Origin of the sequence: Bradyrhizobium sp. AZCC 1721, assembly GCF_036924715.1 — a bacterium.
Lineage (GTDB): Bacteria > Pseudomonadota > Alphaproteobacteria > Rhizobiales > Xanthobacteraceae > Bradyrhizobium.
Map to the genome: position 1 here is coordinate 855781 of NZ_JAZHSB010000001.1, position 24858 is coordinate 880638.

Here is a 24858-nt window from a genome sequence, read left to right on the forward strand (position 1 = left end):
GATTCCCTGTTCGTCCTTTCGAACGCCCCGGAATGACGGCGTTTGTGGCTACGCCGCCCTGATATTCGACAGGAACGCGTCGATCTCCTCGCGCAGCACGTCGGCCTCGCGGCGCAGCGCGTCGGAGGCGATCAGCACCTGGCCGGCGGCGGTTCCAGCCTGCGCCGAGGCGCTGGAGACGCCGACGATGTTGCTGGAGACTTCGCTGGTGCCGCCCGCGGCATGCTGGATGTTACGCGCGATCTCGCGCGTCGCCGCACCCTGCTCCTCGACCGCGGCCGCGATCGCGGTGGTCACCTCGTTGATCTCGCTGATCGTGTTGCTGATGTTGCGGATCGCGGAGACCGCGGTCTCCGTCACCGTCTGCATGCTGACGATCTGCTGGCGGATCTCGTCGGTGGCCTTCGCGGTCTGGTTGGCTAGGCTCTTTACCTCGGAGGCGACCACGGCAAAGCCGCGGCCGGCATCGCCGGCGCGTGCCGCTTCGATGGTGGCGTTCAGCGCCAAAAGGTTGGTCTGCGAGGCGATGGTCTGGATCAGGTCGACGACCACGCTGATCCGCGCCGCGTTATCTGCGAGCCCTTGCATGGTGGCGTCGGTCGCACCGGCGTCGTCGACCGCCTTGCGGGCGATCTCAGCCGAGGTGATGACCTGACGGCCGATCTCCTCGATCGAGGAGGACAATTCCTCGGTGCCCGACGATACGGTCTGCACATTGGCCGAGGTCTGCTCGGCGGCGGTCGCAACCGCGGTCACCAGAGCGCTGGACTGATCGGCGGTCGCCGACATGCTTTGCGCAGTCGATTGCATCGAGCCTGCCGCGGTCTGCAGGCTGTCGAGCGCAGTGCGGACGGTGCTTTCGAACTCGACGATGCGGGCTTCCATACGGGAGGCGCGCTCCGACTTGGCGATGCGGTCCTTGTCCTGCTCGGCGGAGAGCGCGCGGCTCTGGATCATGCTCTCGCGGAACACGTGCAGCGAGTCGGCCATGGCGCCGATCTCGTCCTGGTGATGGCTCTGAAAGACCTCCGAGTCGAGGTCGCCGCTGGACAGCAATTGCATCGAGCGCTGCAGATTACTGATGCGGCGCAGGATGTTGCGGCCGACATAGAGCCAGACGAACAGGATCGAGCCGACCAGCGTGCCGATGCCGAGGGCGAGCATGACCATGGTCCCGAACGAGATCTCCTGACGCGCCTGCCACGCCGCAGCGTTGGTTTCCTTCTGCACGCCATCGACCAATTGCTGCACGCTGATGCCGAGGCCGACATTGAGCTTGCGGGTTTCCTCCAGAATGGTCTGGCCGAAATCGTCTGCGTCAAGCTCCTGCTGGCGGACCTTGAAGACGCCGGTCTTGCCGTCGGCAAGCGCCAGCAAGTCCAGGGTCGCTTTGCGGACGACATTCATCGCCGTGGTCGTGGGCAGCTTCTCGACATTCGACTTCACGCGCGCCTGCGCGGTGCGGAATTCCTTCCCGATGGCCTCCAACGTATCGCCGCTGGTGGCCGACAACGCGGCGATCATGTCGAACGCCATCAGATTGCCGCTCGCGGCGATGTCGGCGAGCTGGTCGGCCGTCCTGTGGGCCTTGATGGCATCGGCCTGCGAGAAGTTGGGAGCGGCGTAGATGCTGTAGAGTTCGGTCTGCGCGTCGATCGCCGCTGGGCCGGCGGCGGCAATGAAGCGCCGTTGAGCCTTGCGCACCGCTTCGTACAGTCTTTCGTGCTGGGCGGCCAGTTCGAGCCGCTCGTGTGCAGCCGCGCCGAGGCTCTTGATCACCTCATCGATGTTCTTCATGTTCTCGTTGAGTGCGGCAACGACCGCCTTGTCGGCGCCGAGTTCGACGATCTCGCCGAGCTTCTGCAGCGCGACCGCCTGGGTTTCCTTCATTTTCCTGGTGCGATCGCTCAGCGCCTGCTCGCTGCGCGCAGCCAGCAGCGCCGGCCCCTGGCTGGCGAGGCTCGCGCTCTGCGCCGAGAGTTGCAGGCTGGCGGCGAGGCGGGGAATATCCCGTCCGCTTAAGTCCACCATGGTCCCGCCAAGCCGCCCAAGCATCAGACCGGCGCCGGCAGAGATGATGATCGCCATGCCGGCGATGACGGCGAAGGCGGCAAACAGACTGCCCCTGACGCCGAAGCGAAAACCCTTGACCCCTGAATTGAATAACGCCATCTGCCCGCTGCCCCGTCTACGCTACCTTGAGGTGTTTCCTCGCGCGGCAGTATCGCGATACCCGGTTAACAAGTTTGGAAAAACGGAACCTTTTTCGCCATAATTTTAGCGGTAGGCCTTTGCCGCATTGGATTTTTCCGTGAACCGGAAAACGCAGGCGAATGAACAAAACAAACAAAAAGGCCGGCGTGAAAGCCGGCCTTCTGCAATTTTCAATTGAAAGCGCTTAGTAGCGCGCCACCACCGTGCTGGCGAAGTTGAAGCGATAATTGACGCCGAGCTTCAGCGTGTGGTCGTCATTGTGGAAGCTTCCGAACGGCACCAGCGCCGCAGGGGAAACAAAGCGGCTGCTGCCGAAGTCGTAATACATGTACTCGCCTTTGACTGCCCAGTTCGGGGCGAACATGTATTCGACGCCGGCGCCGACGGTGTAGCCGTGGCTGTGGTTGCCATCGAGCAGGAAGGGGATCGGCGCGCCGGCGAGCGTCAGCCTCTCGCGGTTGTCGGAATAGGCGTAGCCGCCTTTGACGTAGAGCAGGCCTGCACCCCAGGTGTAGCCGATGCGCGCAGTGACCGAGCCGAGGCCGCGCTGATCATTGGTGTAGACGTAGGCGCCGGGGAAGGTGGCGGTGAGGTTATTCTTGCCGAGCCAGGAATACTGGCCCTCGGTGCCGAGCACCCAGTTCTGCGCGAATTGCCAGTCGAGGCCGGCCTGAACGCCGCCGAGCAGCCGGGCGCTGGAGTCGCTCAGCACCGCGCCGTTGAAGTCGTGGCTGCCGCTGAAGGCGCCGCCGAGATGGCCGCCGATATAGAAGCCGGTCCAGTAGGGAGGCGCCGCATAGACGGGCGGCTGTTTGTAGTAGGGGCGCGCACCGAGATCGGCGCCAAGGGCGGGCGCGGCGGCGGTGAGGGCTGCGATGGCCACGAGGGCGGCGGCGAGGATCTTTTTCATTGTGTTGGTCTCCGAAAACCGTTCGGCGACACCCTCGTGTGGGGCGTCATCCATCGCCACGCACATAGACAGCTTTTATCTAAAATGCTGTCACTCCCGGGTGACAGCGGGTGGTAACCCAACCCATTGGCAGGCAAACGTTTTTTGTACTTAATGAAGGCCTAATCAAAGGTAAGGAAAGGCTTAATTTTCGCTAGCCCCGCAAGTCGCAGGCAAGCTTTGCTTAACCAATGCGGCGGCGGACGTCGCTGCGCATCTGTTCGCGGAAGGCTTGCCGCCGCGCCGGGCGATCTTTCACCGGCACGTCGTGGCGGTCGAACACGTTGAACATTTCGAGGATCGGGTAGTGGTCGCTGGCCATCGCCAGGATGCGCAACAGCTCCGCCACCGGCCCGGTCGGACCGGTGACCTCCCATTTACGGATGGTGTCGGCGCCGTCCGCGGCCGGCAACCCGCAGAGCTTGGCCATGTCGGCCACCGACAGCGGCTGGCCGATGGCCTCACCGAGATGCTCGCGAAGTTTCTTCAGTTCGGCTCCGGTCACGGGTTCTCCATTACAAATCGACATCTGTGAAGTGCGTCACACACCGCATCGGGCGTGAGGGCTATACGCAGCCTATTAGGTTTCCTGATGAGGAGGTAACCATGCGCCGATTACTTGAAAGCCTTACCCCCAAGGCCCGCCGGATTTATTGGAACTGGGTCGGCGGCATGTTCGCCCTCTATGTCGTGCTGATGCTCACGGCTGCAGGCGTCTTCGTCAGTCACGATTCATCGCGCAAGCTGGCGCATGAACCCGCCACGACTGTGGCAACTGACAGCAAGCAGCGGCCCATCACCGAGGTCCCGGCGTCAATCCGGCAAGCCGCGAGGTATTGAAGGCCGGCTGCCGGCGTTCAGACGCCGATCGCGTTCCGCGCTACCACGTCGCGATAGAAGGCAACGCTCAGTTTCGGCGTCCGGCGCTGCGTCTCGAAGTCGACGTGGTAGAGTCCGAAGCGCTTCTCGTAGCCATAGATCCATTCGAAATTGTCCATCAGGCTCCAGAGGAAGTAGCCGCGGACCGGCACGCCCTCCGACGTCGCGCGCTGCAATTGCCGCAAGTAATTGCGCAGATACATGACGCGATCGAGGTCGTAGACCTGGCCATCGGCGCGAAGCTTGTCTTCCGACGAGGTGCCGTTCTCGCTGATATAGATCGTCTCGATGTTCCAGACCTTTGCCGCCAGCCGCGGCGCCCAGTAGATCGTCTCCGGCCCCACGCGCAGCCATTCCGAATTCATGTGCGGGAACGAGGCCGGAAACGGCAGCACGCTCCAGCCCGGCGGCTTGTCAGAAGCGGCGATATAGAACTGCGGCGCGTAGATGTTGAGGCCGACGAAATCGTTCGGCTGCGAAATGATCTTCAACTCTTCAGCGGTGAATTTCGGTGCGTTCTTGCCGGCGAACTGCAGAAAGCCGTCGGTGTATTTGCCTTCCAGGATGACGCCGAGAAAACCTGAGTTCAATTCGCGTGTCGCTATCTCGGCCGCGCGAACGTTTTCCGGCGTGTCGAACGCCGGCACGCAGGCCGCGATGTTTTCGGCCGGCCCCACCTTGGTGCCTTTGCGTCCATGGGCGCGGATCGCCTGCACGGCGAGGCCATGCGCCAGCGCCACATGGTGGCGGACCTGGTTGACCTCGGCGTCCGGCAGTTTGAGCCCGGGGGCATCGATGCCCCAGCCATAGCCGAAATTCACGAACCTTCCGGCTTCGTTGATGGTGAAGATCGACCGGACGCGATCCGTGATCCGCGCCGCCACATGGCCGGCGTAATCGCCGAACGCTTTTGACGTTTCGCTGGATCGCCAACCGCCGACCTTGTCCTCGAGCGCCTGCGGCAGGTCCCAGTGATATAGCGTCCCGTACGGCTCGATGCCGTTCTTGAGGAGTTCGTCGACGAGCCGGTCGTAGAAGTCGAGGCCCTTCGGGTTCGGCTTGCCCGTTCCCTCCGGAAATACCCGCGGCCAGGCGATCGAAAACCGGTAAGCCCTCGCGCCCAATTCCCTGATCAGGCCGATGTCTTCCTTGTAGCGGCGATAGTGTTCGTTGGCGCGGTCGCCGCTGGTGCCGTCCTCGATCTTGCCGGGCGTGTGCGAGAACGTGTCCCAGATCGAGCGGCCGCGGCCGTCTTCGTTCACGGCGCCCTCGATCTGATAGGCCGACGTCGCGGTGCCCCAGACGAAGTCTTTCGGAAAGCTCGCCGGCGCGGGCCGGTCGGATGCCGGTTGCGTGGCGGCATCGGCTGGCGCGGCGGCGATGCCCAGCGCGGACAAGCCTGCAAGCTTTGCAAAATGCCGGCGCGAGAATTTTCCGAGCATCGTGATCTCCGTCAGCGTTCGTCGATTTGGTAGGCGGATATCCTGTCGATCTCGAATGCGACAATATTGGGAGATTCGCCATCGACGAATCCCACGCCCTCGAGAGTCTTCGAGCCCATCGCAAGGTTCACGATCATGTACATGGGTTCGTGGAAGCCGACCGGGACCTTGATCTCGGAGACCGGCTGTCGGTCGATGAAATAGGTTATGCGATCCGGCTGCCACAGCACGCCGTAGTCGTGGAACGCGGTCGGGGCGTCCGGCACAATGAAGTCAAACCCGCAGCGTTCCACGCGCTGCGTCTCCGGTATCCGCCAATGCGTCGTCATCACGATGTCGCCCGGCCGTTGTCCGCGGCCCTCCATGATGTCGACTTCCGGCGGCCAGCCGCCGTCATCGGCGAGCATCCAGAATGCCGGCCACACGCCGGTGCCGACCGGTACCTTGGCGCGCATTTCGAAATATCCGTACTTCTGGGCAAACCGGCTCTGGGTCGTCAGGATGCCCGAGATATATTCGTTGTTGAACAGCACGGTCTTCAGCGCTGGCGGGGTCCGGCTGGCGACGATCGAGAGAACGCCATCCTTGACCTTGAACGGATCGAGGCCAAGCGGCTTTGTTTCGCGCCCGCCATAACGCGGATCGACATAGATCTGCTGTTCGCCATTGTAGCTGGTCTTGCGCCTGAAGTCGGAGCCCTCGCCACCCCAGTAACGCGCTTCCGGCCAGGCAGCGCCGCCGGCGTAGTACGGCGCCCATCTTTCATCCAGCAGCGGATGGGTGTCGAAATCGTCGTGGAAAGTCCGGTGCAGCGATACCGATGCGAACGATGCGGGGTTCGGCGCTTCGACGCGGCGGCAGCGCTCGCCGAGCATGGCGGTCGCAACCTGCAGCGTGAGTTTGGTCGTCGCGCCGGCGAGATCAGCCTGCCCGGACGCCGGGCCAGCGGCGAACAGGTAGCCGATCAAGACCAAGGCGCACAGCGTTAATCTGTCGGTCTCCGGCTCGCTTCGAAACGACGGGAGATCATTCACTGACGAAGCCCTCGATCTGACGATCCTTCGGAGCCCGACCGACATGCTCACCTGTTTGAGGTACGTAGTTATACGAGGTGGAAGCTTAACGGCAAGGTAGCCAAGTCTGATGTTGATTAAAGTGCCTGAGGTGCCGATGGCGCCAAGTGCGGGGCGCGGGCCTCGGAACCACCGGCAAGGTAGTTCATTTTCTTTTCAGTGCTTCAATTTTGAAGGGTAGCCACCGCAATATTACGGCGTACGGAAGTTCTTGGATGCTCGTCTATTTTGTCACAGACGAACCGACGAAGTTACCTGCGATTCGCGCCATGCTCGAACCGCAACATGCCGTGGTCCCCTGGTTGCTCGGTGGCGACGGCACCGGGATCAGGTCGCATGGCGTGCTGATGGTCGACATTGACCTGCGGCAGATGTCTCGCGTCGATAAACTCAAGTTCGTTTTGCACGAACTTGCCGGCATTCCCGAGAAGCTGTTCGTCATTCACAATCTCTCCCGTTCGATGGTTGCGCAGGCCCACGCGCTCGGCGCGACCGCGGTGATCTCACGTCCCAAGGAAGCAATTCTCAAGGTTGCGCAGATCGAAGCGGCGGAAGCGGCCGCGGAAGATAACGCTGCAGATCCGGCACCGGTGATGGACGAAGGTGTGGCAGCCTTCGCCTCGATGTTTTCGAATGTGCGCCATGGCAGGCCATTGAAGCTTGTCGATGCGAAGCGTGCGACGTCGAAGATCATCACCCGCGTCGGGCAGGATGGACTTTCGTCGTGGCTCGACGAAGTGCGTCGCTATCATGAGGGTACGTTTCAGCATTGCCTGCTTGTAACAGGTGTTGCGGTTGCCTTCGGCCTCGATGTCGGATTCTCCGATGCGGACGTATCGCGGCTCGGAATGGCGGCGACCCTCCACGACATCGGGAAGGCGCGCATCCCGCTGTCGATCTTGGACAAGCCGGGACGCCTCGACCCCGAGGAGGAAGAGATCATCAGACGTCATCCCGTGATCGGATATGATCTGTTGAAAGGCGTATCGGGCATCAGTCCGGAAATTCTGGATGGCGTGAAGCACCATCACGAATATCTTGATGGCTCCGGCTATCCGGATGGGCTGAAGGCCTCGCAGATTTCCGATCTGGTCCGGTTGCTGACGATCTCGGATATCTTCGCCGCGCTGGTCGAGTCCAGGCCCTACAGGCCGCCAATGCCCCGGCAGGACGCCTATCAGATCCTCTGCGGCATGGAGGGGAAGCTGGAGGGGGCGCTGGTCAGGGCGTTCCGCAAGGTCGCGCTTGCGGCGTGAGCAGCCCCTGCCGCGGAATGATGCCTGCCCGACGGGAACTGTCGCGAGAAACACCGCCAACTGAATTTATTGAGCTTTTTCGCCTCGCCAGCGGTCCTGAGGCTAGTGTCGAGCGGTTCCGCCCGATCGCCCAAGGATTCGCCGTACCTTTACCGGCGCGGCGCCTTAGGGTACTCAGCAAGTATCGCATCCAGGAAGGCAGTCAAAGCCGGCACGATGCACGATGAAAGTGGAGTTAGTGTCGGCGCATCGCAGAAGACATTCCTGCCAAAGACTTTCCAGGAGAGCTGCGTGTTCTTCTGAGGGAAGAAGTCTCTCGTGATGGGCCGTCCGGCGAGCGCCGGTAATCGTCTTCTCAGCGCGTTGCCGCCGGCAGACCTCGCGTTGCTCACGCCGCATCTCCAGAAGGTGTCGCTCGAACAGGACGCGGTGGTGATACGAGCGGGAGATCGACGCCACCACGTTTACTTTCCCCATAGCGGGGCCATCTCCTTCATGCTCGGCCTTCCGAACGGAGAAACGATCGCAACCGCGGTAATCGGGCGCGAGGGAGCGATCGGCGCATTATCAGTGCTGGGACCCTCTTTCTTGTCGTCCGTGACCGCGGTCGTGCGGGTGGGCGGCACCGCATCGCAGATCTCCGTGTCGCGGTTTCATGCAGCCTACATGGAGAGCGGCGCCATCAGACATGTGGTCGAGGCGCACACGAGGTCGATACTCATGCAGTTCCAGCACGTCTCAGCCTGCAACGGACTGCACTCGGTCGAGGCCCGCATGGCCCGCTGGCTTCTTCACCTGCACGATCGAACCGAGGGCAACAACATCCTGTCATTAACGCAGGGGACACTTTCGCAGTTGCTCGGGGTGCGACGAACGACCGTGACGCAGGTGATTGCCAAACTCCGCGCCATAGGTGCCATCAAATCCGCTCGGCGGGGCTTGGTTGAAATCGACAGGGCGCGGCTAGAGGAAGCTACCTGTGAATGCTACGACATCATACGTTGTGCAACCGATCGGATCGTCCCGCATGAAGCCGTGGGATCGCACCCGCATTTTGCGTCGACCGACAAACTCTACGGTGCATGATCGTTTTCGAGCTTACATAGCTTCCTACAGACGGCCACGACGACGCTCAAGAAATCGCACCGTTTTCGAGGGAAGCGAATGACCGCCACAGCCCGACGCGCCGGGGCCTTGTGGCTGATGGTTCAGAGGAAAAGCTGGTGCTGCCAGACAGGATTGAACTGTCGACCTCTCCATTACCAATGGAGTGCTCTACCACTGAGCTACGGCAGCATGCCCGGTATTCAGGGAATCGGCCCTAAAGGCCCCTACAGGCGGCCGGTTCTTGCCACAAGGGCCTCTCTGGTGCAAGCGCGCGGGCAGGCTGGAAAAGCACCAAAATGGGGTAAAAATCGTTGCGATGATCAGGACCAAGGGCAAATGGGCAACTTCGGGCCTTGCTCCGGTTCCCGACCTTGCCTTGAGCGGCCGAATCCCGGCTTCCGCTACTTGCCGCGGCGGTTCGGGACGATGGCAGGCCGGGCGCGATTGCGGCATGGCTGATCGAAAGCGACTATCTTCGAATGGCGGCGTCGCTGATGCCGTCTTGAGCAAGACATATTCGGCGGACTGACGATGAAGGGTGATCACGGCAAGGGCGCAGGAAAGACGGCTGCGGATGTGAAGGATTCACGATCGCACCGGCTGAAGCTGGCGCTGCGCGAAAATCTCAAGCGGCGGAAGTCGCAGGCGCGCGGGCGCAGTGATCCCGGCGCATCTTCCGAAAACCCCAGTGCGTCCCTAGATGACGCCAGCGGAGAAAAGCCGGGCCAGTAGCGCAGAGGGGAATCCCCCGATCGCTCGCCGGGCGGCCTGACAGTTCTTTGCACAGTTCTTGTTTCTGTGGGTGGCGATCATGAGTGCAGACATCACGGCCGGTCCGGCGACCGGCGCGGCTTCCACCGCGTTTCCCCGTTACGAACAGACATTCCCGGCGCTCACCGATCACGAAATCGCCCGCATGCGCCGATTCGGGGAGCTTCGGACCTACAGGGATGGCGAAACCCTGTTCGAGACCGGCAAGGTAGGCCCCGGCATGTTCGTGGTGCTGTCGGGCACGGTCGCGATCACCCAGCGCGATGGCCTCGGCCATATCACGCCGGTCATCGACCAGGGCCCGGGACAGTTTCTGGCCGAGATCGGACAACTTTCCGGGCGCGTCGCGCTGGTCGACGGCCACGCCGAAGGTGACGTCGAAACACTGCTGATCCCGCCGGACCAGTTGCGCGCGCTTTTGGTCGCGGAAGCCGAACTCGGCGAGCGCATCATGCGCGCGCTGATCCTGCGCCGGGTCAGCCTGATCCAGGGCGGCGTCGGCGGGCCGGTGCTGATCGGCCCGTCCTCCCTCGGCGACACCGCGCGGCTGCAGAATTTTCTGGCGCGCAACGGCCAGCCGCACCACGTGCTCGATCCCGCGACCGACAAGGACGCAGCCGATCTCGTCGCGCGCTATGCTACCTCGCGCGCCGATCTGCCGCTGGCGGTTTGTCCTGACGGTACCGTGCTGCGCAATCCGTCGGAGACGGAGCTGGCGCTGGCGGTTGGCATGATCACAAACCGTGCGCATGAGAGGCTCTATGATGTGGCGGTGGTCGGCGGCGGTCCCGCCGGTCTCGCCACCGCGGTTTATGCCGCCTCCGAAGGATTGTCGGTGGCGGTATTCGACGCGCGGGCGTTCGGCGGCCAGGCCGGCGCCAGCGCGCGCATCGAAAACTATCTGGGCTTTCCGACCGGTATCTCGGGGCAGGCGCTCGCGGGGCGCGCCTACAATCAGGCGCAGAAATTCGGCGCCGAGATGCTTATCCCGGTTTCGATCCGGTCGCTGGATTGCTCGCAGCGCGACGGCGTGTTCGCGCTGGCCACCGAATGCGGGCAGTCGCTGCGCGCCAAATCCATCGTGGTGGCGAGCGGGGCGCGCTACCGGCGGCCGGAGATCGAAAATCTCGAAGCGTTCGAAGGCCGCGGCGTCTGGTACTGGGCCTCGCCGATCGAGGCCAAGCTGTGCGTAGGCCAGGACGTCGTGTTGGTCGGCGGCGGCAATTCCGCCGGCCAGGCCGCGGTGTTCCTCTCCGGGCATGCGCGCAAGGTCTACATGATCATCCGCGGCGGTGGGCTGGGCGCCAGCATGTCGCGCTATCTGATCGAGCGGATCGAGGCGGCGCCCAACATCGAACTGGTCTTCAACGCCGAGGTGATTGCGGTAGAAGGCGGCGGCGACGGATCGCTCGAACGCGTGCGCTGGAAGAGCCGGCTGGCGCCCGAACAGCACAGTTTTGATGTGCGTAACCTTTTTCTGTTCGTCGGCGCCGACCCGGCGACCCATTGGCTGGACGGCTGCGGCGTCACGCTCGACCGTGCGGGCTTTGTGGTGACGGGGGCGCAGTCCGAGCATAATCTCGGCCGCCCGGTGCCGCCCCTGGAAACCTCGGTGCCCGGCGTGTTCGCGGTCGGCGACGTGCGCTCCGGCTCGGTCAAACGCGTCGGCGGCGCGATCGGTGAGGGTGCGCAGGTGGTGGCCGCGCTGCATGGCTATCTCGCCGACGCCATGAAGCCATCGCTATGATACGGCGTGGCTGCCGTCGTTTGTGACGGCAGTGCAAATATTTCGTGCATCATACAACTTTCGTTGATGTGCTTTCATTCACGCACATGCCTGCCTTGCCGAAGGCCGCACGCGATGCGTGTGGAAATTCTTCGCGCCGCGTCGTAACGTTTAGAAGATTTCCAACGAAGGGGGCGCGTCATGATTTTAGGTATGAGTTTGGCGACATTCGTTCTCGTGCACGTCATCATCAGCCTGATCGCCATCGTCGCGGGAATCATCGTGATGTTCGGAATGCTCGGCTCGAAGCGGATGCCGGGCCTGACCGCGATCTTCCTGGTGTTCACGATCCTGACCAGCGCGTCAGGATTTCCGATTCCGCCTCTGCTGTCCGAGAAGCTGTTGCCGTCGCATATGATCGGCATTCTCTCGCTGGTGCTGCTGGCGATCGCCTGTTTTGCGCTTTACGGCATGAAGCTTAACGGTGCCTGGCGCTGGATCTACGCGCTGACCGCGCTGGTCTCGCTCTACCTCAACGTATTCGTGCTGGTGATCCAGTCCTTCCTCAAAGTGCCGGCGCTGCATGCGCTGGCGCCGAGCGTGCCACCGGCCGAGCCACCGTTCGCCATCGTCCAGGGCATCGTGCTGGTCTTCTTCGTCGTCGTGATCATCGGCGTGCTCAGGCGATACCAGCCGACGCCGACATAGGCTGGCCTCTGGTATCTGCCGAGGTAAATCCGCACATCGCAATCAGCCACATCAGCTTCCGGGGCCACGCAATGACGCGTGCCCCCGGGATGACGGCGTAACCAGAGGAGAATTCATAATGCCCACCATCACTACCAAAGACGGCGTCGAGATCTTCTACAAGGATTGGGGAAAGGGTCAGCCCATCGTGTTCAGCCACGGCTGGCCGCTGTCGGCGGACGACTGGGATGCGCAGATGCTGTTCTTCCTGAACAACGGCTTTCGGGTCATCGCCCATGACCGCCGCGGCCACGGCCGCTCCAGCCAGGTGGCCGACGGCCACGACATGGATCACTACGCCGATGACCTCGCGGCGCTGACGGCGCATCTCGATCTCAAAGGTGCCGTTCATGTCGGCCATTCCACCGGCGGCGGCGAGGTGGTGCATTACATCGCCCGCCACGGCGAGAGCCGGGTGGCGAAGGCGGCGATCCTTAGCGCAGTGCCGCCGCTGATGGTGCAGACCCCTAGCAATCCGGGCGGCTTGCCCAAGGAAGTGTTTGACGGGTTTCAGGCACAGCTCGCCGCGAGCCGCACGAGTTTCTATCGCGACATCGCGGCCGGTCCGTTCTACGGCTACAACCGGCCGGGCGCCAAGCCGTCGGAGGCCGTCATCGAGAATTGGTGGCGCCAGGGCATGATGGGCGGTGCGAAAGCGCATTACGACGGCATCGTCGCCTTCTCGCAGACCGACTTCACCGAGGACCTCAAGAAGATCAATGTGCCGGTCTTGGTGATGCACGGCGACGACGACCAGATAGTTCCTTACGAAGACTCCGCGCCGCTGTCGGCGAAGCTTCTGAAGAACGGCACGCTGAAGACCTACAAGGGTTTTCCGCACGGCATGCCGACCACAGAAGCCGCGACGATCAACGCCGATTTGCTGACGTTTATCAGGTCGTGAAGCTTGGTCATTCCGGGATGCGCCTCTTGGCGCAGGCCCGGAATCCATTGGGCCGCAAGCGCTAGAGGAGAAATGGGTTCCGGGCTCGCGCTTCGCGCGCCCCGGAATGACGACGGCTGATTTGCCCACCCCATCAAATCGCCGCAAATATCGCTGCTTCTGCTGCCGGACGCACCCGCTCATAAATTGTGCACAGCAGAGGGCATGGCATGGACCGCATTCGTATTGTCGGCGGCAGCAAGCTCAACGGCACCATCGCGATTTCGGGCGCGAAGAACGCGGCCCTGCCGCTGATGATCGCGGCGCTGCTCACGGAGGAAACGCTCATCCTCGACAACGTGCCGCGGCTTGCCGACGTCGCGCAGTTGCAGCGCATCCTCGGCAACCATGGCGTCGACATCATGTCGGCGGGCAAGCGGCCGGGCGACGGCCAATATCAGGGCCAGACCCTGCACATCTCGGCCGCCAACATCATCGACACGACGGCGCCTTACGAGCTGGTGTCGCGGATGCGCGCCAGCTTCTGGGTGATCGCGCCGCTGTTGGCGCGCATGCACGAAGCGAAAGTCTCGCTGCCGGGCGGCTGCGCCATCGGCACCCGGCCGGTCGATCTCCTGATCATGGCGCTGGAGAAGCTCGGCGCCGAGCTGACAATCGACGGCGGCTATGTGGTGGCGAAAGCGCCCGGCGGTCTGCGCGGGGCTGCGATCGATTTTCCCAAGGTGACGGTGAGCGGCACCCACGTCGCGCTGATGGCGGCAACGCTCGCCAAGGGCACGACCGTCATCACCAATGCCGCGTGCGAGCCTGAAATCACGGATGTCGCCGACTGCCTGAACAAGATGGGCGCGCGCATCAGCGGCGCGGGCACGCCTCGCATCACAGTCGAGGGCGTCGAGAAGCTGCACGGCGCGCGACACACCGTGCTGCCTGACCGGATCGAGGCCGGCACCTATGCGATGGCGGTCGCCATGACCGGCGGCGACGTACAGCTTTCCGGCGCCCGCCCCGAACTGTTGCAGTCGGCGCTCGACGTGTTGGAGCAGGCCGGCGCCAACATCACCGTCAACAATGACGGCATTCGTGTCGCCAGAAACGGTGCCCCGATAAAGCCGGTGACGGTGTCGACCGCGCCGTTCCCGGGTTTTCCGACCGACCTGCAGGCGCAATTGATGGCGCTGATGGCCTGCGCCGGCGGTTCCTCGCAGATCACCGAGACGATCTTCGAGAACCGCTTCATGCATGTGCAGGAACTGGCGCGGTTCGGTGCGCGGATATCGCTGGATGGCGAGACCGCGACCATCGACGGCATCGCAAAGCTGCGCGGCGCGCCTGTCATGGCGACCGATTTGCGGGCGTCAGTTTCGCTGGTTATCGCAGGCCTTGCCGCCGAGGGCGAAACCATGGTCAACCGCATCTATCACCTCGACCGTGGATTCGAGCGGCTGGAGGAAAAACTTTCGGCCTGCGGCGCGTTGATCCAGCGCATCAGCGATTAGGGGGCTATTGAGGATTCTATGCCGGCGGACCCGCTCAAACTGATTGCGCTCGACGCCGACGATCTCGCTGTTATATCGGCCCATGTGCAGGACGCCCGCGTTTTGGCCTCCGATATCGTCTGGCGGCAGGGCGAAAAGCGGCTGGTGGTCGGCATGAGCCGGCTGGACTGGGAGCAGACGCTGTCAGGCGGAACCGAACCGCGCCGCTCGATCGCGGCACTGCGCTTCGACCGTGTGCTGGCCTGCAAGTCGCGCAACATCGATCTGCAGCGGCGTGAAGCGACGCTGGAACTGGTCGGGATCGAATTCCACCCGGGCGAGGCCCCCAGCGGCAGCGCGCTTCTCCTGTTCAGCCATGGCGAGGCGCTGCGGCTGGACCTCGAGTGCCTGGAATGCGAGCTGACCGACCTCGGCACCGACGATCTCGGCACCAGCGATCTGGCGATAGCGCCGCTGGGGCCGGAGGGGTAGGGGTATCCCCTCTATCGTCGTCCCTTGCGTTCGCAGGGACGACGTGGAGGGTTGACGGCCCTTGGCCGCCGCGCCATTGAGCAGGGGCCTCCGACGTCTCTCAGAAAGCCGCCATGCCCGTTCGCCTGGATACCAGCAGCGCCGATTTCGATCCGAAATTCAAGCAATTCCTCGCCGCCAAGCGCGAGGTGTCGGCCGACGTCGAGCGCGCTACGACGGCCATCGTCGACGATGTGGCCGCGCGCGGCGACGCCGCCCTGATCGAGGCGACCAGGAAATTCGACCGGCTCGAGCTTGCGGCCTCCGGCCTGCGCGTGACCGCGGCCGAGATCGACGCCGCCGTGAAGGCCTGCGATGCCGCGACCGTCGACGCGCTGAAATTCGCCCGCGACCGGATCGAGGCCTTCCACCAGCGGCAGTTGCCGAGGAACGAGCGTTTCACCGATCCGCTCGGCGTCGAGCTCGGCTGGCGCTGGAGCGCGGTCGATGCGGTCGGCCTCTACGTGCCCGGCGGCACGGCGGCCTATCCGTCTTCGGTTTTGATGAACGCGGTGCCGGCCAAGGTCGCCGGCGTGCCGCGCGTCGTCATGGTGGTGCCGTCGCCGGACGGCAAGCTCAATCCGCTGGTGCTGGCGGCCGCCCATCTCGGCGGCGTCTCGGAAATCTATCGCGTCGGTGGCGCCCAGGCGGTGGCGGCGCTGGCCTATGGCACGGCGACGATTGCGCCGGTGGCCAAGATCGTCGGCCCTGGCAACGCCTATGTCGCCGCCGCCAAGCGGCAGGTGTTCGGCAAGGTCGGCATCGACATGATCGCGGGTCCTTCGGAAGTGCTCGTCATCGCCGACGCGACCTCCAATGCCGGCTGGATCGCCGCCGATCTGCTGGCGCAGGCCGAGCATGACGCCAGCGCGCAGTCGATTCTGATCACCGACAGCGCAGACCTGGCCACCGAGGTCGAGCGCGCGGTGGAGTCCCAACTCGCGACGCTGCCGCGCGCCGAGATCGCGCGGGCCTCGTGGAACGATTTCGGCGCCATCATCATGGTGAAAGAGCTCGACGAAGCGGTCGAGCTGGCGAACGCGATCGCGGCCGAACATCTGGAGATCATGACCGCGGATGCGGAAGCGCTCGCGGCAAAGATCCGCAACGCCGGCGCGATCTTCCTCGGCGCCCACACACCGGAAGCGATCGGCGACTATGTCGGCGGCTCCAATCACGTGCTGCCGACCGCGCGCTCGGCGCGGTTTTCGTCGGGGCTCGGCGTGCTAGACTTCATGAAGCGCACTTCGATTCTCAAATGCGGGCCGGACCAGTTGCGTGCGCTGGGGCCCGCCGCGATGACCTTGGGCAAGGCCGAGGGTTTGGATGCCCATTCACGCTCCGTCGGATTGCGCCTCAATTTGCCATGAACAAGCCGCCACAAGACGATGACCAGCACAATCGCATCGTCGCGGTGACGCTCGACGAGGAATCGATCGGGCGTTCCGGCCCCGATATCGAGCATGAGCGGGCGATTGCGATCTACGACCTGATCGAGCAGAACCTGTTCGCGCCGGAAGGCGCGGTGCAGGGGCCGTATACGCTGCACATCGCCATTACCGGCAACCGCCTGATGTTCGACATCCGCCACGAGGACGGCACGCCCCTGGTGGCGCATTTGCTGTCGCTGACGCCGTTCCGGCGGATCGTGAAGGACTATTTCATGATCTGCGACAGCTACTATCAGGCGATCCGCACCGCCACGCCTGACAAGATCGAGGCGATCGACATGGGCCGCCGCGGCATCCATGACGAAGGCTCGCGCACGCTGCAGGAGCGGCTGAAAGGCAAGGTCCGCGTCGATTTCGAAACCGCGCGCCGCCTGTTCACGCTGATCTGCGTGCTGCACTGGAAGGGGCAGGACGCATGACGCCGACCCAAAGGACCGCGTTAGCGCAAAGTGCGCAGCGGTTTTCGGATCACGCCATGCGAGAAGCCTGACCGCATGGAGGCGCCGCCCCGCGCGCGCAATCCGCAGGCCGTGCTGTTCGCATGCGGGCTGAACAGCGTGCGCTCGCCGATGGCGGCGAGCCTGCTGCAGCAGATGTTTCCGCAAGGACTCTATGTGAAATCCGCCGGGGTCAAAAAGGGCGAGCTCGATCCGTTCGCGGTCGCCGTGATGGCCGAGCTCGGCCAGGATATTTCCGGCCACAAGCCGACGACGTTCGAGGAGCTCGAGGATTGGGAAGGGCTCAATTTCGACCTCATCATCACGCTGTCGCCGGAAGCCCACCACAAGGCGCTGGAGCTGACGCGCACGCATGCCGCCGACGTCGAATACTGGCCGACGCCGGACCCGACCGACGCGGAAGGCAACCGCGAGCAAAAGCTCGCCGCCTATCGCGACGTCTGCGACGGGCTCATGATGCGCATCCGCCGCCGGTTCTCCAAGGCGGGCGCGGCGAGCGGGTAGCCGTCCCGGAGGCGAACCGCCGGCCGGCGTTCCCCGGACGCTGCGCGACACGAAGTGTTGGGCTGCTGATCCGGGGTCCATCTCAGCCATAGGTCCCGGCTCTGCCTCGCGTCACTGCGTGCCGCGCCGCGTCCGGGACACGAGACGGCGAGCGGGTAAAGCTCTCGCCGTCGTTCCTGCGAAAGCAGGAACCCATACCCCGCAGCCAAGGGATTTGAGGAAGTGCCAATCGCCACTGTCATTCCCATGATAACCGCCTGTGGTTATGGGTCCCTGCGTTCGCAGGGACGACGGAAGAACCAAAGTCCTTACAACCACTTGTTCCCCGGTTGTGGAATGGAGTGCCTTCCGATAGGTTCCGCGCGCGATCCATCCGAATCCTTATCTCCCCGACACATCCAGCATGCTTGGCCGTCCCAAACTCGTTCTTGCTTCCGGTTCGCCGCGGCGGCTCAGCCTGCTCAACCAGGCTGGCATCGAGCCCGACGCTCTGCGCCCGGCCGATGTCGACGAGACCCCGAAGCGGGGCGAGCTGCCGCGCGCCTGCGCCAATCGGCTGGCGCGGGCCAAGGCCGACGCAGCGCTGAAATCCGTTCACCTCGACGACGAGCTGCGCGGCGCCTTCATCCTGGCCGCCGATACCGTGGTTGCGGTCGGCCGCCGTATTCTGCCGAAGGCCAATCTGGTGGATGAGGCCGCGCAGTGCCTGCGGCTGCTCTCGGGGCGCAATCATCGCGTCTACACCGCGATCTGCCTGGTGACGCCGAAGGAGGCGTTCCGCCAGCGCCTGATCGAAACCCGCGTGCGCTTCAAGCGTTTGAGCGAGGATGACATCCAGGCCTATATCGGCTCCGGCGAATGGCGCGGCAAAGCCGGCGGCTATGCCGTGCAGGGCATCGCCGGCTCCTTCGTGGTCAAGATGGTCGGCTCTTACAGCAACGTCGTTGGCCTCCCTCTCTACGAATCGGTCACGCTGCTCGGCGGGGAGGGCTTTCCGATCCGCTTCGGCTGGCTCAATGCCAGTTGACGGCCCCAAGGACGGCCCGAAGGATACCGGCGCGCCCAAGCCGCCGCGGAAACCTTGCCCGGTCTGCGGCAAGCCGGCCGATCCGGCCACGCTGCCGTTCTGTTCCAAACGCTGCCGCGACGTCGACCTGAACCGCTGGCTCTCCGGCCGCTACGTCATCCCCGGTCGCCCCACCGACCCCGAAGACGCCGAATAATGGTGATTCGCCAAATGTTTGGGGATGAGCCCGAAGCGGGGCTCGCCGCGCCGAAGCCGCAGGCGAAGGCGGGCCGCGCCCAGCGAAGCCTTTGGCGAAGCTGGGTGGACACGGCCGCCCGACCTCTCTATAAACCGCCCGCTCGGTGCGGCCTTCTAAGCCCTCGGGTATGCCCAGGTAGCTCAGTTGGTAGAGCATGCGACTGAAAATCGCAGTGTCGGTGGTTCGATCCCGCCCCTGGGCACCAAAATTCTCCTAAGGTCTTGTCGATCCTCAGAGTGGTATCCGGGCGAGCTTCCGCGCGAGCTGTTCGCGCAACCCGTTGCGGACGTTCTCAGCGAACGTTTATCACCGGGCATTCGCTCCGATGGGGTCAAGTAACCCGAAGCGGCCTCGTCAGCCGCTCGATGCGGCGGTGAAAACCGCCAGTTGAGCGTCGAAAGCACGCTTATATGCGGGCCGCGCTTCGCCGCGGGCGACATAGTCGGAAAGGTTCGGATATTCATCCAGTATGCCCGAAGATTTCAACCTGAGCAGCACCGACACCATCATCAGATCGCCCGCGCTGAACGCGCTATCGAGCCAGTCGGCGTCGCTCAGGCGAGCGGAAAGTTGTTTCAACCGATCGCGGACGCGGTTCTCGACCAGAGGCAGACGCTCCTTAGACCAGGGCTTGTCGCCCTCCAGCAACCTGGCGGTTACGAGTTCGAGGATCGGCGGTTCCACCGTGTTGACCGCGGCAAACATCCATGTGATCGCGCGCGCCCGCGCATTGGCATCGTCCCGCAGCAGGCCCGCATGGCGCTCGGCGATATGGAACACGATCGACCCTGTCTCGAACAGGGCGAGATCGCCTTCCTCATAGGTCGGAATCTGTCCGAAAGGATGAAGCGCGAGATGCGCGGGTTCCTTCATCGCTTCGAAGGAAACAAGGCGAACGTCGTAAGGCTGGCCCACTTCTTCAAGCGCCCAGCGAACGCGCATGTCACGCGCCAGACCCTTGCCGCGGTCGGGCGACCGTTCAAAGGCCGTGATGGTGGGGATCATTGGCAGGCTCCGGCTGATCGCATGACGCTGTCGAGATTGATGAGCGTGATTGCGACGATCTTTCTCATGGTTGGATATTCCGTTCTTGCGGTTTGCATCCAGAGGACGAACGACCGGCGCGGCTCCCGACAACTTGCCTCGCTTTCTTTGTTCATGGGATTTCGCGGCCGCCACCGGCGAACGACCTGAAACCCTTCCGCCAGCGAAGGCGTGAAGCAGATGCAGCAGGCCCGGATGAGCCAACGGGTCGCGCGAATGCGCGCCCGATGACAGGCTCCGCGATGTCCGGGAGTTTTCATTGATATCCCCATCCCCGCATGTCGCTTCGCTCATGAGGGCTACTTGCTGATGGTTCCAAGGTTGTGCGCGATCGAGATGTGCACGCTGGGTGGCACCAGAGCACAAGCTCAGCGTCGGCAACCGGACATTGCATCACAATGCCTCGATCGCGCAAAAGGGTCACAATAGCGCCCGGTCGATGGCCTACAGCGGCGAACCTACCTTGGCGCGATCCAGCGGTCCCTTGTTCTCGGCCGAAATACCGCGAGAAGGACAACGCGCCGATTCCGCGATAGCGGAGCGACGCGGCGCCTAGTTCATGCCGGCGCGAGCCGGGTGCAACATCTGCCACATGTGCAGGCCGGCGTCGCTGGCCGCCCGACCTGCTGAGCAAAAGAGCAGGAGGCTCTCATGTCCACAGCGTTCCGCGTGGTTCTCGAAGGCTCTCAGGAAGTCCCCCCGAACAACTCGACTGCAAGCGGTCTCGGCACTGTTATCTTTGACAGCACGGAAATTGCCGCGAGCTATACGTTTCAGATCGAGGGCGTCGATTATGGCCCGATTACGGGCGGTCCCGCCCAGACGCCGTCGACCGACGACGACGTCATCTCCACGCATTTTCACAATGAAGTGCGAGGAGCAAACGGGCCCGTTGTCTTCGGGCAGATCAACCCGGCACAGGACGAAGATGATCTCAACATCGCCCTGAATGTGGATGGCTCCTGGACGGTAAGCGGTCGATGGGAGACGACGGACCCCGCCAGCGTTTCAATCACTGACTTCGCCGACGAATTCGGCTCAGCTCCGGTGGGATCGGAGATCCCGATCTATTTCAACGTCCACACGAATCAATTTCAGGGAGGCGAGATCCGGGGTCAGTTGATCGCAATCGCAGACGACAACGACAACGTCGTCGTCGGAACGCCGGGCGACGATTTTCTTCCCGGGCTCGGCGGCAATGACATCATCCGTGGCCTCGCCGGAAACGACAGGCTTGAAGGCGGCGACGGCGACGACATTATCAGGGGCGGCCAGGGAAACGACGATATCAATACAGGCGCTGGCAATGACCTGGTTTTCGGCGGCCGCGGCAACGATACCGTCGGCGGTATGGCCGGAGCGGATACAGTCTTCGGCGGTGCCGGCGATGATTCCATCGTCTGGAACGACCCTACCGGCGACGTCGTGTTTGGGGACGCCGGGAATGATACGCTGCGCGGCGGCGACGTTGCCGCCGACACGATCTTTGGTGGTAACGGTGACGACCTCATCCGGGCGGTCGCCAACCAGCAGTTGGCGGATCACGCGCCCGACCGTCTCTTCGGAGACCGCGGGAATGACACCATCTTCGGCGGCAATGCTGGTGATACGATCGAAGGCGGCGCCGGCGACGACAACCTCGCCGGTTTCGGTGGGGCCGATCAGTTTATCTTTCGCGAGTCTGGAGGCAATGATACCATCACCGACTTCGACGTAACGCAGGACGTCGCAGTGTTGGAAGGCTTTGGAGCCGACTTCAACCCGCTGGACAATCTGAGCGCTGGAGCTTCGGGTACCACCCTTGATCTCGGCGGGGGCGATCAGGTGCTGTTCTTGGGCCTTCTTCCGAACGAGTTGAACGCCGCGAATTTCCTCGTGACCGCTTGAGGTGGCGCGGGCGGGCCGGATCTACGGCCCGCCCTCAGTTCCCTCTTGGCGATTGCCGTCGTCTCGCACAATTCCCGATTTCGACGTCGAGCTCAACGAGGGCCAAGATGGTGTGCCCAGCGTGACGCCCTCTCACTTCTGCTCTTGCGCGCGCATCTCTTCCGCGAATGGCCGCAGCGCTTGGTTCATGTCGTCGAGACGCTTCTGCCATTCTGCGCCGGGCATGAACGCGAGAACGGGGGCGTCGCCGGGTGAGCTCTTGATGTATTCAGGATCGCGCAAGCCGTCCGCAATCGCAGCTTCAAGCTTTCTGGCGACGTCGTCTGGAACGGCCTTCGGTACGGCGAAGCCGCGTTCTGCGGTCATCGTGACCGGGATGCCTGCTTCCTCTGCCGTCGGAACGTCGGGGAGTGACGGAGAACGCTGCTTCGACAGAATTGCAATCGCGCGGAGCTGTCCCTTGTTGGAGCCGTGCAGCTCGGGAATTTCGCTGAGGCTGACAATTCCAACCTGCAAATGGCCGCCCAAAAGATCGGTCCTTTGCGCGGCCGTTCCGCGATAGGAGATTTCGTTGGGCTCGACGCTGGCAGCGTTCGCCAACATGCGAATCGCCAGATGTCCGTTCGTGCCCGCACCATTATGGCCGAACGTTACCGAACCCGGCTTGCTGCGCAGCGCAGCCAGAACGCCCGCAACGCTTGCAAGCTTGCTTTCTGAGGGCACTACGATCACGCTGGGATCGTCGACCACGCGCGCGACCAGACGGATTTCATCCATGCTGTACTGGGTCTTTCGCGTCATCGGAATGAAGTTATAGCCTGGCACATTGACCACGCCCATCGCGTAAGCATCCGGCGCGGCGCGGGCAATCGTGGCAAACGCGATCTCTCCGCCGGCACCAGGCTTGTTCAGCACAACAAACTTGGCCTTGCCGCCCAATCTCTGCTCGACGAACGGCAGCAGCTTGCGCGCCATGACGTCGGTTCCGCCACCGGGAGCAAAACCGATGACAACTTCGATCGGCTTGTCGTCCGGCCATCCCGCCCAAGCTGGCCCGCAAGCTACGACCCCAAATGCTGCTGCAACCAGCGCGACGACCCTAACATGCATGACATTCCACCCTTTTCTTGTTGTTGGAATTGCCCCGCCGCCTTACGCAGCGCGACCGACGATCTACGTGTGTCGCTTGTATCTGTTCGGCTTGGCGACGAACAGCGAACAGCAAGCATAGCCGCATGAGCGAGGCGGCCATCCGGCTTTTGGTTTGTGCCGATCCCTTATCGAGCCTGTCATCACTGCGCGAGCGCAATTGCGCTCGTCGCGGGGCATGCGTTCGCGCGGACCCGTAACCTCATGCGGGCCTACTTGCTGCATGCGTTGGAAGATCGCATTCACAGCCAACCCTGCGGAAGCAAATGTTGTGGTGTTTGGATGCCGGCGCCCGGTCACAAGCTTTTTATTCCTCGTTACCACCTGCACCGCTTCTAAGTTGGAGTTGGGATCTTAGATTCGGATGAAATGATTTTCATCATCTCATGGTGGAACTGCTCTCTAATCAAGGTTTGGAGTGAACATGGGTGAAGTTATTCGATTTGTCCCGAAGTCTGAGCGCGAGCGAGCGCGCTTAATTCGAGAAGCCCGCGCGACATATGACAGCATCTTCCCGCCGGCTGAACCGGTCAGCGAGCAGCAGGGCAAGGCACCGATCGGTCATTCGGTCGCCGGCGTCAATCGTGGCGATAGGAGTCTCCTGTCGTGATCAAGATCATCGCCGTGCTATGCAGTCTCTCCTCTCCGACAAACTGCCACGAGCAGACCGTCACCACTTCGGACTTCGTCGCCTTGTCGGTGCGGTCCTGCCTGATGGGCGCGCCGCAGCTCGCCGAGTGGATGAAGCAGCATCCGGCCGAGCGCCTGGCGGCATGGCGCTGCGTGATTGGCAAACAGGATGGCAGGGGAGCTTAGGGAGAAATTACAAATTCCGGTGACAGTGCACCAAACGTTCCCTTTTGATTTAGTGCACTATCCGGCCATACACACGCGCTTAGCGCCTCGGCGTCTTAGCCCGCCTGTGCCGAGAGTCCTGGAAGGGCGTAGAGCCAGCCCAGCAGCGTCGCGACCGACAGCAGCGTCGTGATCGAAACCGTGGCTGCGACCAGCGGTTCCTCCACCTTGTACTCGCCTGCCAGGATATACACCGTCTTGGCGGTCGGCACGGCGGCACAGATGACAGCGGCGATCGTGTAGAGCGGATTGAGGCCTGACGCCACACACATGCCGTAGACGATTAACGGCATGATCATGAGCTTTACGGCCGCGAGCACGATGGACGCTCTGAGGTTCGAGCGTATTCCTTCAACCGAGAGGCCGAGCCCTATGGCGAAGAGAGCGCACGGCGTGAGCGCGGCCGCGAAGATGTTCATATAGGCCGCGAGCGGGGCCGGAATCGGCAGGCCTGTGATCGCCCACGCCAGACCGATCAGGGTTGATAGCACCATCGGATTGAGCACGATCTGCTTCACAAGGACGACGGAGCGTGCCGCTTTCCCGGGCGCGCCGCGTCTCTCGCTTTCCAGGAGGATGACAGTCACGGGGAACATCACCCCCGCCACGAACACGGTTGCGATGGCGGCGGGCAGAACGGCAGGCTGCCCGTAGATGGAGTGCAGGATCGGCAGCGCCACGAATCCGGTATTGGTCATCGCCGCCGTCATTCCATGGATCGTACTACTGGCGACGTCGCGCCCCCACCCCACGCGAACTGCCAGAAAGACCAGCGCGAAACACAGGATGGAGCCACCGCCAAATGCCAGCAGAAAGCGCCATTCCAGAAGATTACGTACCGACTCCTGCGCGATGGTGACGAACAGCAGCGCCGGCATCGCGACGTTGTAGGCGAAATGCACGAGCCCGTCGGCCAGCGACCGCGATATGTAGCCAAGCCAACCCGCCAGCCAGCCTGTGACGATAATCGCAAACACAGGAAGGACCAGATCGGCGACTTCCATCTTGGTCTCCCCTTGCAGCGCCGCTCTGATCAGGCGCGTTGTGAGCACAGCCTAGCATATTGCGCTGAGCGTGGTTGCTGGTGGCGCACGCTGACTGACCATCGCCGATTCGGTATCTATGACGACGGTTCAGCGTCTGCACCAACTTTGTGCACGACCGATTC

25 protein-coding genes and 2 tRNA genes are annotated in these 24858 nt (G+C 63.0%); 18 read left to right on the forward strand and 9 right to left on the reverse strand.

Going from position 1 to position 24858, the window contains the following annotated elements; genetic code table 11:
- Positions 1-48: 48 nt before the first annotated feature.
- The 3 genes from V1273_RS04090 to V1273_RS04100 all read right to left on the reverse strand — a co-directional run bounded on the left by V1273_RS04090 (position 49) and on the right by V1273_RS04100 (position 3668).
- Positions 49-2172: a methyl-accepting chemotaxis protein gene (locus V1273_RS04090; protein ID WP_334408800.1), complete on the reverse strand. Its 2124-nt coding sequence runs from the start codon at positions 2170-2172 to the stop codon at positions 49-51.
- A 226-nt stretch (positions 2173-2398) separates the two neighbouring features.
- Entirely contained in the window at positions 2399-3124 is a 726-nt protein-coding gene (locus tag V1273_RS04095) for an outer membrane protein (protein WP_334408802.1), read from the reverse strand.
- A gap of 223 nt (positions 3125-3347) precedes the next feature.
- On the reverse strand, positions 3348-3668 hold the full coding sequence (locus tag V1273_RS04100) for a helix-turn-helix domain-containing protein (protein WP_028348061.1): 321 nt from the start codon (positions 3666-3668) through the stop codon (positions 3348-3350).
- A 101-nt stretch (positions 3669-3769) separates the two neighbouring features.
- Between V1273_RS04100 and V1273_RS04105 the strand changes: the two genes are divergently transcribed.
- Positions 3770-4003, forward strand: a complete 234-nt coding sequence (locus V1273_RS04105; protein ID WP_334366397.1) for a hypothetical protein — start codon at positions 3770-3772, stop codon at positions 4001-4003.
- Positions 4004-4020: 17 nt separating this feature from the next.
- Here the strand turns inward: V1273_RS04105 and V1273_RS04110 are convergent, their stop codons facing one another.
- Both V1273_RS04110 and V1273_RS04115 read right to left on the reverse strand, forming a co-directional pair.
- Positions 4021-5484 (reverse strand): GH1 family beta-glucosidase, encoded by a 1464-nt coding sequence (locus tag V1273_RS04110; RefSeq protein WP_334366398.1) that lies wholly within the window; start codon positions 5482-5484, stop codon positions 4021-4023.
- Between the two features lie 11 nt (positions 5485-5495).
- On the reverse strand, positions 5496-6518 hold the full coding sequence (locus tag V1273_RS04115; protein ID WP_334408804.1) for a glycoside hydrolase family 16 protein: 1023 nt from the start codon (positions 6516-6518) through the stop codon (positions 5496-5498).
- A gap of 254 nt (positions 6519-6772) precedes the next feature.
- Here V1273_RS04115 and V1273_RS04120 point away from each other — a divergent pair, with 254 nt between their 5' ends.
- Together V1273_RS04120 and V1273_RS04125 are read left to right on the forward strand one after the other, a co-directional pair.
- The gene (locus V1273_RS04120; protein ID WP_334408806.1) at positions 6773-7813 is read left to right on the forward strand and encodes an HD-GYP domain-containing protein; all 1041 of its coding nucleotides are present in this window, start codon (positions 6773-6775) and stop codon (positions 7811-7813) included.
- Between the two features lie 321 nt (positions 7814-8134).
- Positions 8135-8899, forward strand: coding sequence for a Crp/Fnr family transcriptional regulator (locus tag V1273_RS04125; RefSeq protein WP_334369131.1), 765 nt, complete (start codon positions 8135-8137; stop codon positions 8897-8899).
- Positions 8900-9034: 135 nt separating this feature from the next.
- Here V1273_RS04125 and V1273_RS04130 read toward each other — a convergent pair.
- Positions 9035-9109, reverse strand: a tRNA-Thr gene (locus V1273_RS04130).
- 342 nt (positions 9110-9451) lie between these two features.
- Here V1273_RS04130 and V1273_RS04135 point away from each other — a divergent pair.
- The 12 genes from V1273_RS04135 (at position 9452) to V1273_RS04190 (ending at position 18960) form a co-directional block, all read left to right on the forward strand.
- Complete coding sequence (locus tag V1273_RS04135; RefSeq protein WP_334383865.1) at positions 9452-9652, forward strand: hypothetical protein; 201 nt, start codon at positions 9452-9454, stop codon at positions 9650-9652.
- A gap of 79 nt (positions 9653-9731) precedes the next feature.
- Complete coding sequence (locus V1273_RS04140) at positions 9732-11438, forward strand: FAD-dependent oxidoreductase (protein ID WP_334383864.1); 1707 nt, start codon at positions 9732-9734, stop codon at positions 11436-11438.
- A gap of 180 nt (positions 11439-11618) precedes the next feature.
- On the forward strand, positions 11619-12125 hold the full coding sequence (locus V1273_RS04145) for a hypothetical protein (protein WP_334383863.1): 507 nt from the start codon (positions 11619-11621) through the stop codon (positions 12123-12125).
- 118 nt (positions 12126-12243) lie between these two features.
- Positions 12244-13068 (forward strand): alpha/beta fold hydrolase, encoded by an 825-nt coding sequence (locus tag V1273_RS04150; RefSeq protein ID WP_334408807.1) that lies wholly within the window; start codon positions 12244-12246, stop codon positions 13066-13068.
- Positions 13069-13277: 209 nt separating this feature from the next.
- Positions 13278-14567, forward strand: a complete 1290-nt coding sequence (murA, locus tag V1273_RS04155) for a UDP-N-acetylglucosamine 1-carboxyvinyltransferase (RefSeq protein ID WP_334408808.1) — start codon at positions 13278-13280, stop codon at positions 14565-14567.
- 18 nt (positions 14568-14585) lie between these two features.
- Positions 14586-15038 (forward strand): DUF2948 family protein, encoded by a 453-nt coding sequence (locus V1273_RS04160; protein WP_334383860.1) that lies wholly within the window; start codon positions 14586-14588, stop codon positions 15036-15038.
- Between the two features lie 113 nt (positions 15039-15151).
- On the forward strand, positions 15152-16447 hold the full coding sequence (hisD, locus tag V1273_RS04165) for a histidinol dehydrogenase (protein WP_334408809.1): 1296 nt from the start codon (positions 15152-15154) through the stop codon (positions 16445-16447).
- Positions 16444-16947: a UPF0262 family protein gene (locus V1273_RS04170; protein ID WP_334408811.1), complete on the forward strand. Its 504-nt coding sequence runs from the start codon at positions 16444-16446 to the stop codon at positions 16945-16947. Before hisD ends, V1273_RS04170 begins: the two co-directional genes overlap by 4 nt.
- Before the next feature lie 75 nt (positions 16948-17022).
- The gene (locus V1273_RS04175; RefSeq protein ID WP_334366409.1) at positions 17023-17490 is read left to right on the forward strand and encodes an arsenate-mycothiol transferase ArsC; all 468 of its coding nucleotides are present in this window, start codon (positions 17023-17025) and stop codon (positions 17488-17490) included.
- A gap of 403 nt (positions 17491-17893) precedes the next feature.
- Positions 17894-18517, forward strand: a complete 624-nt coding sequence (locus V1273_RS04180; protein WP_057845441.1) for a Maf-like protein — start codon at positions 17894-17896, stop codon at positions 18515-18517.
- Positions 18507-18713: a DNA gyrase inhibitor YacG gene (gene yacG, locus V1273_RS04185; protein WP_334383858.1), complete on the forward strand. Its 207-nt coding sequence runs from the start codon at positions 18507-18509 to the stop codon at positions 18711-18713. Before V1273_RS04180 ends, yacG begins: the two co-directional genes overlap by 11 nt.
- A 171-nt stretch (positions 18714-18884) precedes the next feature.
- A tRNA-Phe gene (locus tag V1273_RS04190) sits at positions 18885-18960 on the forward strand.
- 149 nt (positions 18961-19109) lie between these two features.
- Here V1273_RS04190 and V1273_RS04195 read toward each other — a convergent pair.
- Positions 19110-19760: a glutathione S-transferase family protein gene (locus V1273_RS04195; protein ID WP_334369132.1), complete on the reverse strand. Its 651-nt coding sequence runs from the start codon at positions 19758-19760 to the stop codon at positions 19110-19112.
- Positions 19761-20450: 690 nt separating this feature from the next.
- Between V1273_RS04195 and V1273_RS04200 the strand changes: the two genes are divergently transcribed.
- A complete protein-coding gene (locus V1273_RS04200) occupies positions 20451-21686 on the forward strand; it encodes a CHRD domain-containing protein (RefSeq protein ID WP_334383857.1) in 1236 nt (411 codons plus the stop codon).
- A gap of 132 nt (positions 21687-21818) precedes the next feature.
- Here the strand turns inward: V1273_RS04200 and V1273_RS04205 are convergent, their stop codons facing one another.
- On the reverse strand, positions 21819-22796 hold the full coding sequence (locus V1273_RS04205; protein WP_334383856.1) for a tripartite tricarboxylate transporter substrate binding protein: 978 nt from the start codon (positions 22794-22796) through the stop codon (positions 21819-21821).
- 463 nt (positions 22797-23259) lie between these two features.
- On the opposite strand from V1273_RS04205, the gene V1273_RS04210 reads away from it, so the two are divergent.
- Both V1273_RS04210 and V1273_RS04215 read left to right on the forward strand, forming a co-directional pair.
- A complete protein-coding gene (locus V1273_RS04210) occupies positions 23260-23445 on the forward strand; it encodes a hypothetical protein (RefSeq protein ID WP_334383855.1) in 186 nt (61 codons plus the stop codon).
- A complete protein-coding gene (locus tag V1273_RS04215) occupies positions 23442-23651 on the forward strand; it encodes a hypothetical protein (protein ID WP_334383854.1) in 210 nt (69 codons plus the stop codon). Before V1273_RS04210 ends, V1273_RS04215 begins: the two co-directional genes overlap by 4 nt.
- Before the next feature lie 95 nt (positions 23652-23746).
- On the opposite strand, the gene V1273_RS04220 is transcribed toward V1273_RS04215, so the two are convergent.
- Positions 23747-24694, reverse strand: a complete 948-nt coding sequence (locus V1273_RS04220) for an AEC family transporter (RefSeq protein ID WP_334383853.1) — start codon at positions 24692-24694, stop codon at positions 23747-23749.
- Positions 24695-24858: the final 164 nt, after the last annotated feature.

Bases quoted from the DNA above. Each gene is read 5' to 3' on its own strand.
- V1273_RS04105 (WP_334366397.1), top strand. From the start codon at position 3,770: ATGCGCCGATTACTTGAAAGCCTTACCCCCAAGGCCCGCCGGATTTAT.
- V1273_RS04125 (WP_334369131.1), top strand. From the start codon at position 8,135: ATGGGCCGTCCGGCGAGCGCCGGTAATCGTCTTCTCAGCGCGTTGCCG.
- V1273_RS04195 (WP_334369132.1), bottom strand. From the start codon at position 19,760: ATGATCCCCACCATCACGGCCTTTGAACGGTCGCCCGACCGCGGCAAG.
- V1273_RS04205 (WP_334383856.1), bottom strand. From the start codon at position 22,796: ATGCATGTTAGGGTCGTCGCGCTGGTTGCAGCAGCATTTGGGGTCGTA.
- V1273_RS04090 (WP_334408800.1), bottom strand. From the start codon at position 2,172: ATGGCGTTATTCAATTCAGGGGTCAAGGGTTTTCGCTTCGGCGTCAGG.
- V1273_RS04160 (WP_334383860.1), top strand. From the start codon at position 14,586: ATGCCGGCGGACCCGCTCAAACTGATTGCGCTCGACGCCGACGATCTC.
- V1273_RS04175 (WP_334366409.1), top strand. From the start codon at position 17,023: ATGGAGGCGCCGCCCCGCGCGCGCAATCCGCAGGCCGTGCTGTTCGCA.
- V1273_RS04140 (WP_334383864.1), top strand. From the start codon at position 9,732: ATGAGTGCAGACATCACGGCCGGTCCGGCGACCGGCGCGGCTTCCACC.
- V1273_RS04095 (WP_334408802.1), bottom strand. From the start codon at position 3,124: ATGAAAAAGATCCTCGCCGCCGCCCTCGTGGCCATCGCAGCCCTCACC.
- V1273_RS04180 (WP_057845441.1), top strand. From the start codon at position 17,894: ATGCTTGGCCGTCCCAAACTCGTTCTTGCTTCCGGTTCGCCGCGGCGG.
- V1273_RS04210 (WP_334383855.1), top strand. From the start codon at position 23,260: ATGGGTGAAGTTATTCGATTTGTCCCGAAGTCTGAGCGCGAGCGAGCG.
- V1273_RS04220 (WP_334383853.1), bottom strand. From the start codon at position 24,694: ATGGAAGTCGCCGATCTGGTCCTTCCTGTGTTTGCGATTATCGTCACA.
- V1273_RS04150 (WP_334408807.1), top strand. From the start codon at position 12,244: ATGCCCACCATCACTACCAAAGACGGCGTCGAGATCTTCTACAAGGAT.
- V1273_RS04200 (WP_334383857.1), top strand. From the start codon at position 20,451: ATGTCCACAGCGTTCCGCGTGGTTCTCGAAGGCTCTCAGGAAGTCCCC.
- V1273_RS04120 (WP_334408806.1), top strand. From the start codon at position 6,773: ATGCTCGTCTATTTTGTCACAGACGAACCGACGAAGTTACCTGCGATT.
- V1273_RS04110 (WP_334366398.1), bottom strand. From the start codon at position 5,484: ATGCTCGGAAAATTCTCGCGCCGGCATTTTGCAAAGCTTGCAGGCTTG.
- yacG (WP_334383858.1), top strand. From the start codon at position 18,507: ATGCCAGTTGACGGCCCCAAGGACGGCCCGAAGGATACCGGCGCGCCC.
- V1273_RS04170 (WP_334408811.1), top strand. From the start codon at position 16,444: ATGAACAAGCCGCCACAAGACGATGACCAGCACAATCGCATCGTCGCG.
- hisD (WP_334408809.1), top strand. From the start codon at position 15,152: ATGCCCGTTCGCCTGGATACCAGCAGCGCCGATTTCGATCCGAAATTC.
- V1273_RS04135 (WP_334383865.1), top strand. From the start codon at position 9,452: ATGAAGGGTGATCACGGCAAGGGCGCAGGAAAGACGGCTGCGGATGTG.
- V1273_RS04145 (WP_334383863.1), top strand. From the start codon at position 11,619: ATGATTTTAGGTATGAGTTTGGCGACATTCGTTCTCGTGCACGTCATC.
- murA (WP_334408808.1), top strand. From the start codon at position 13,278: ATGGACCGCATTCGTATTGTCGGCGGCAGCAAGCTCAACGGCACCATC.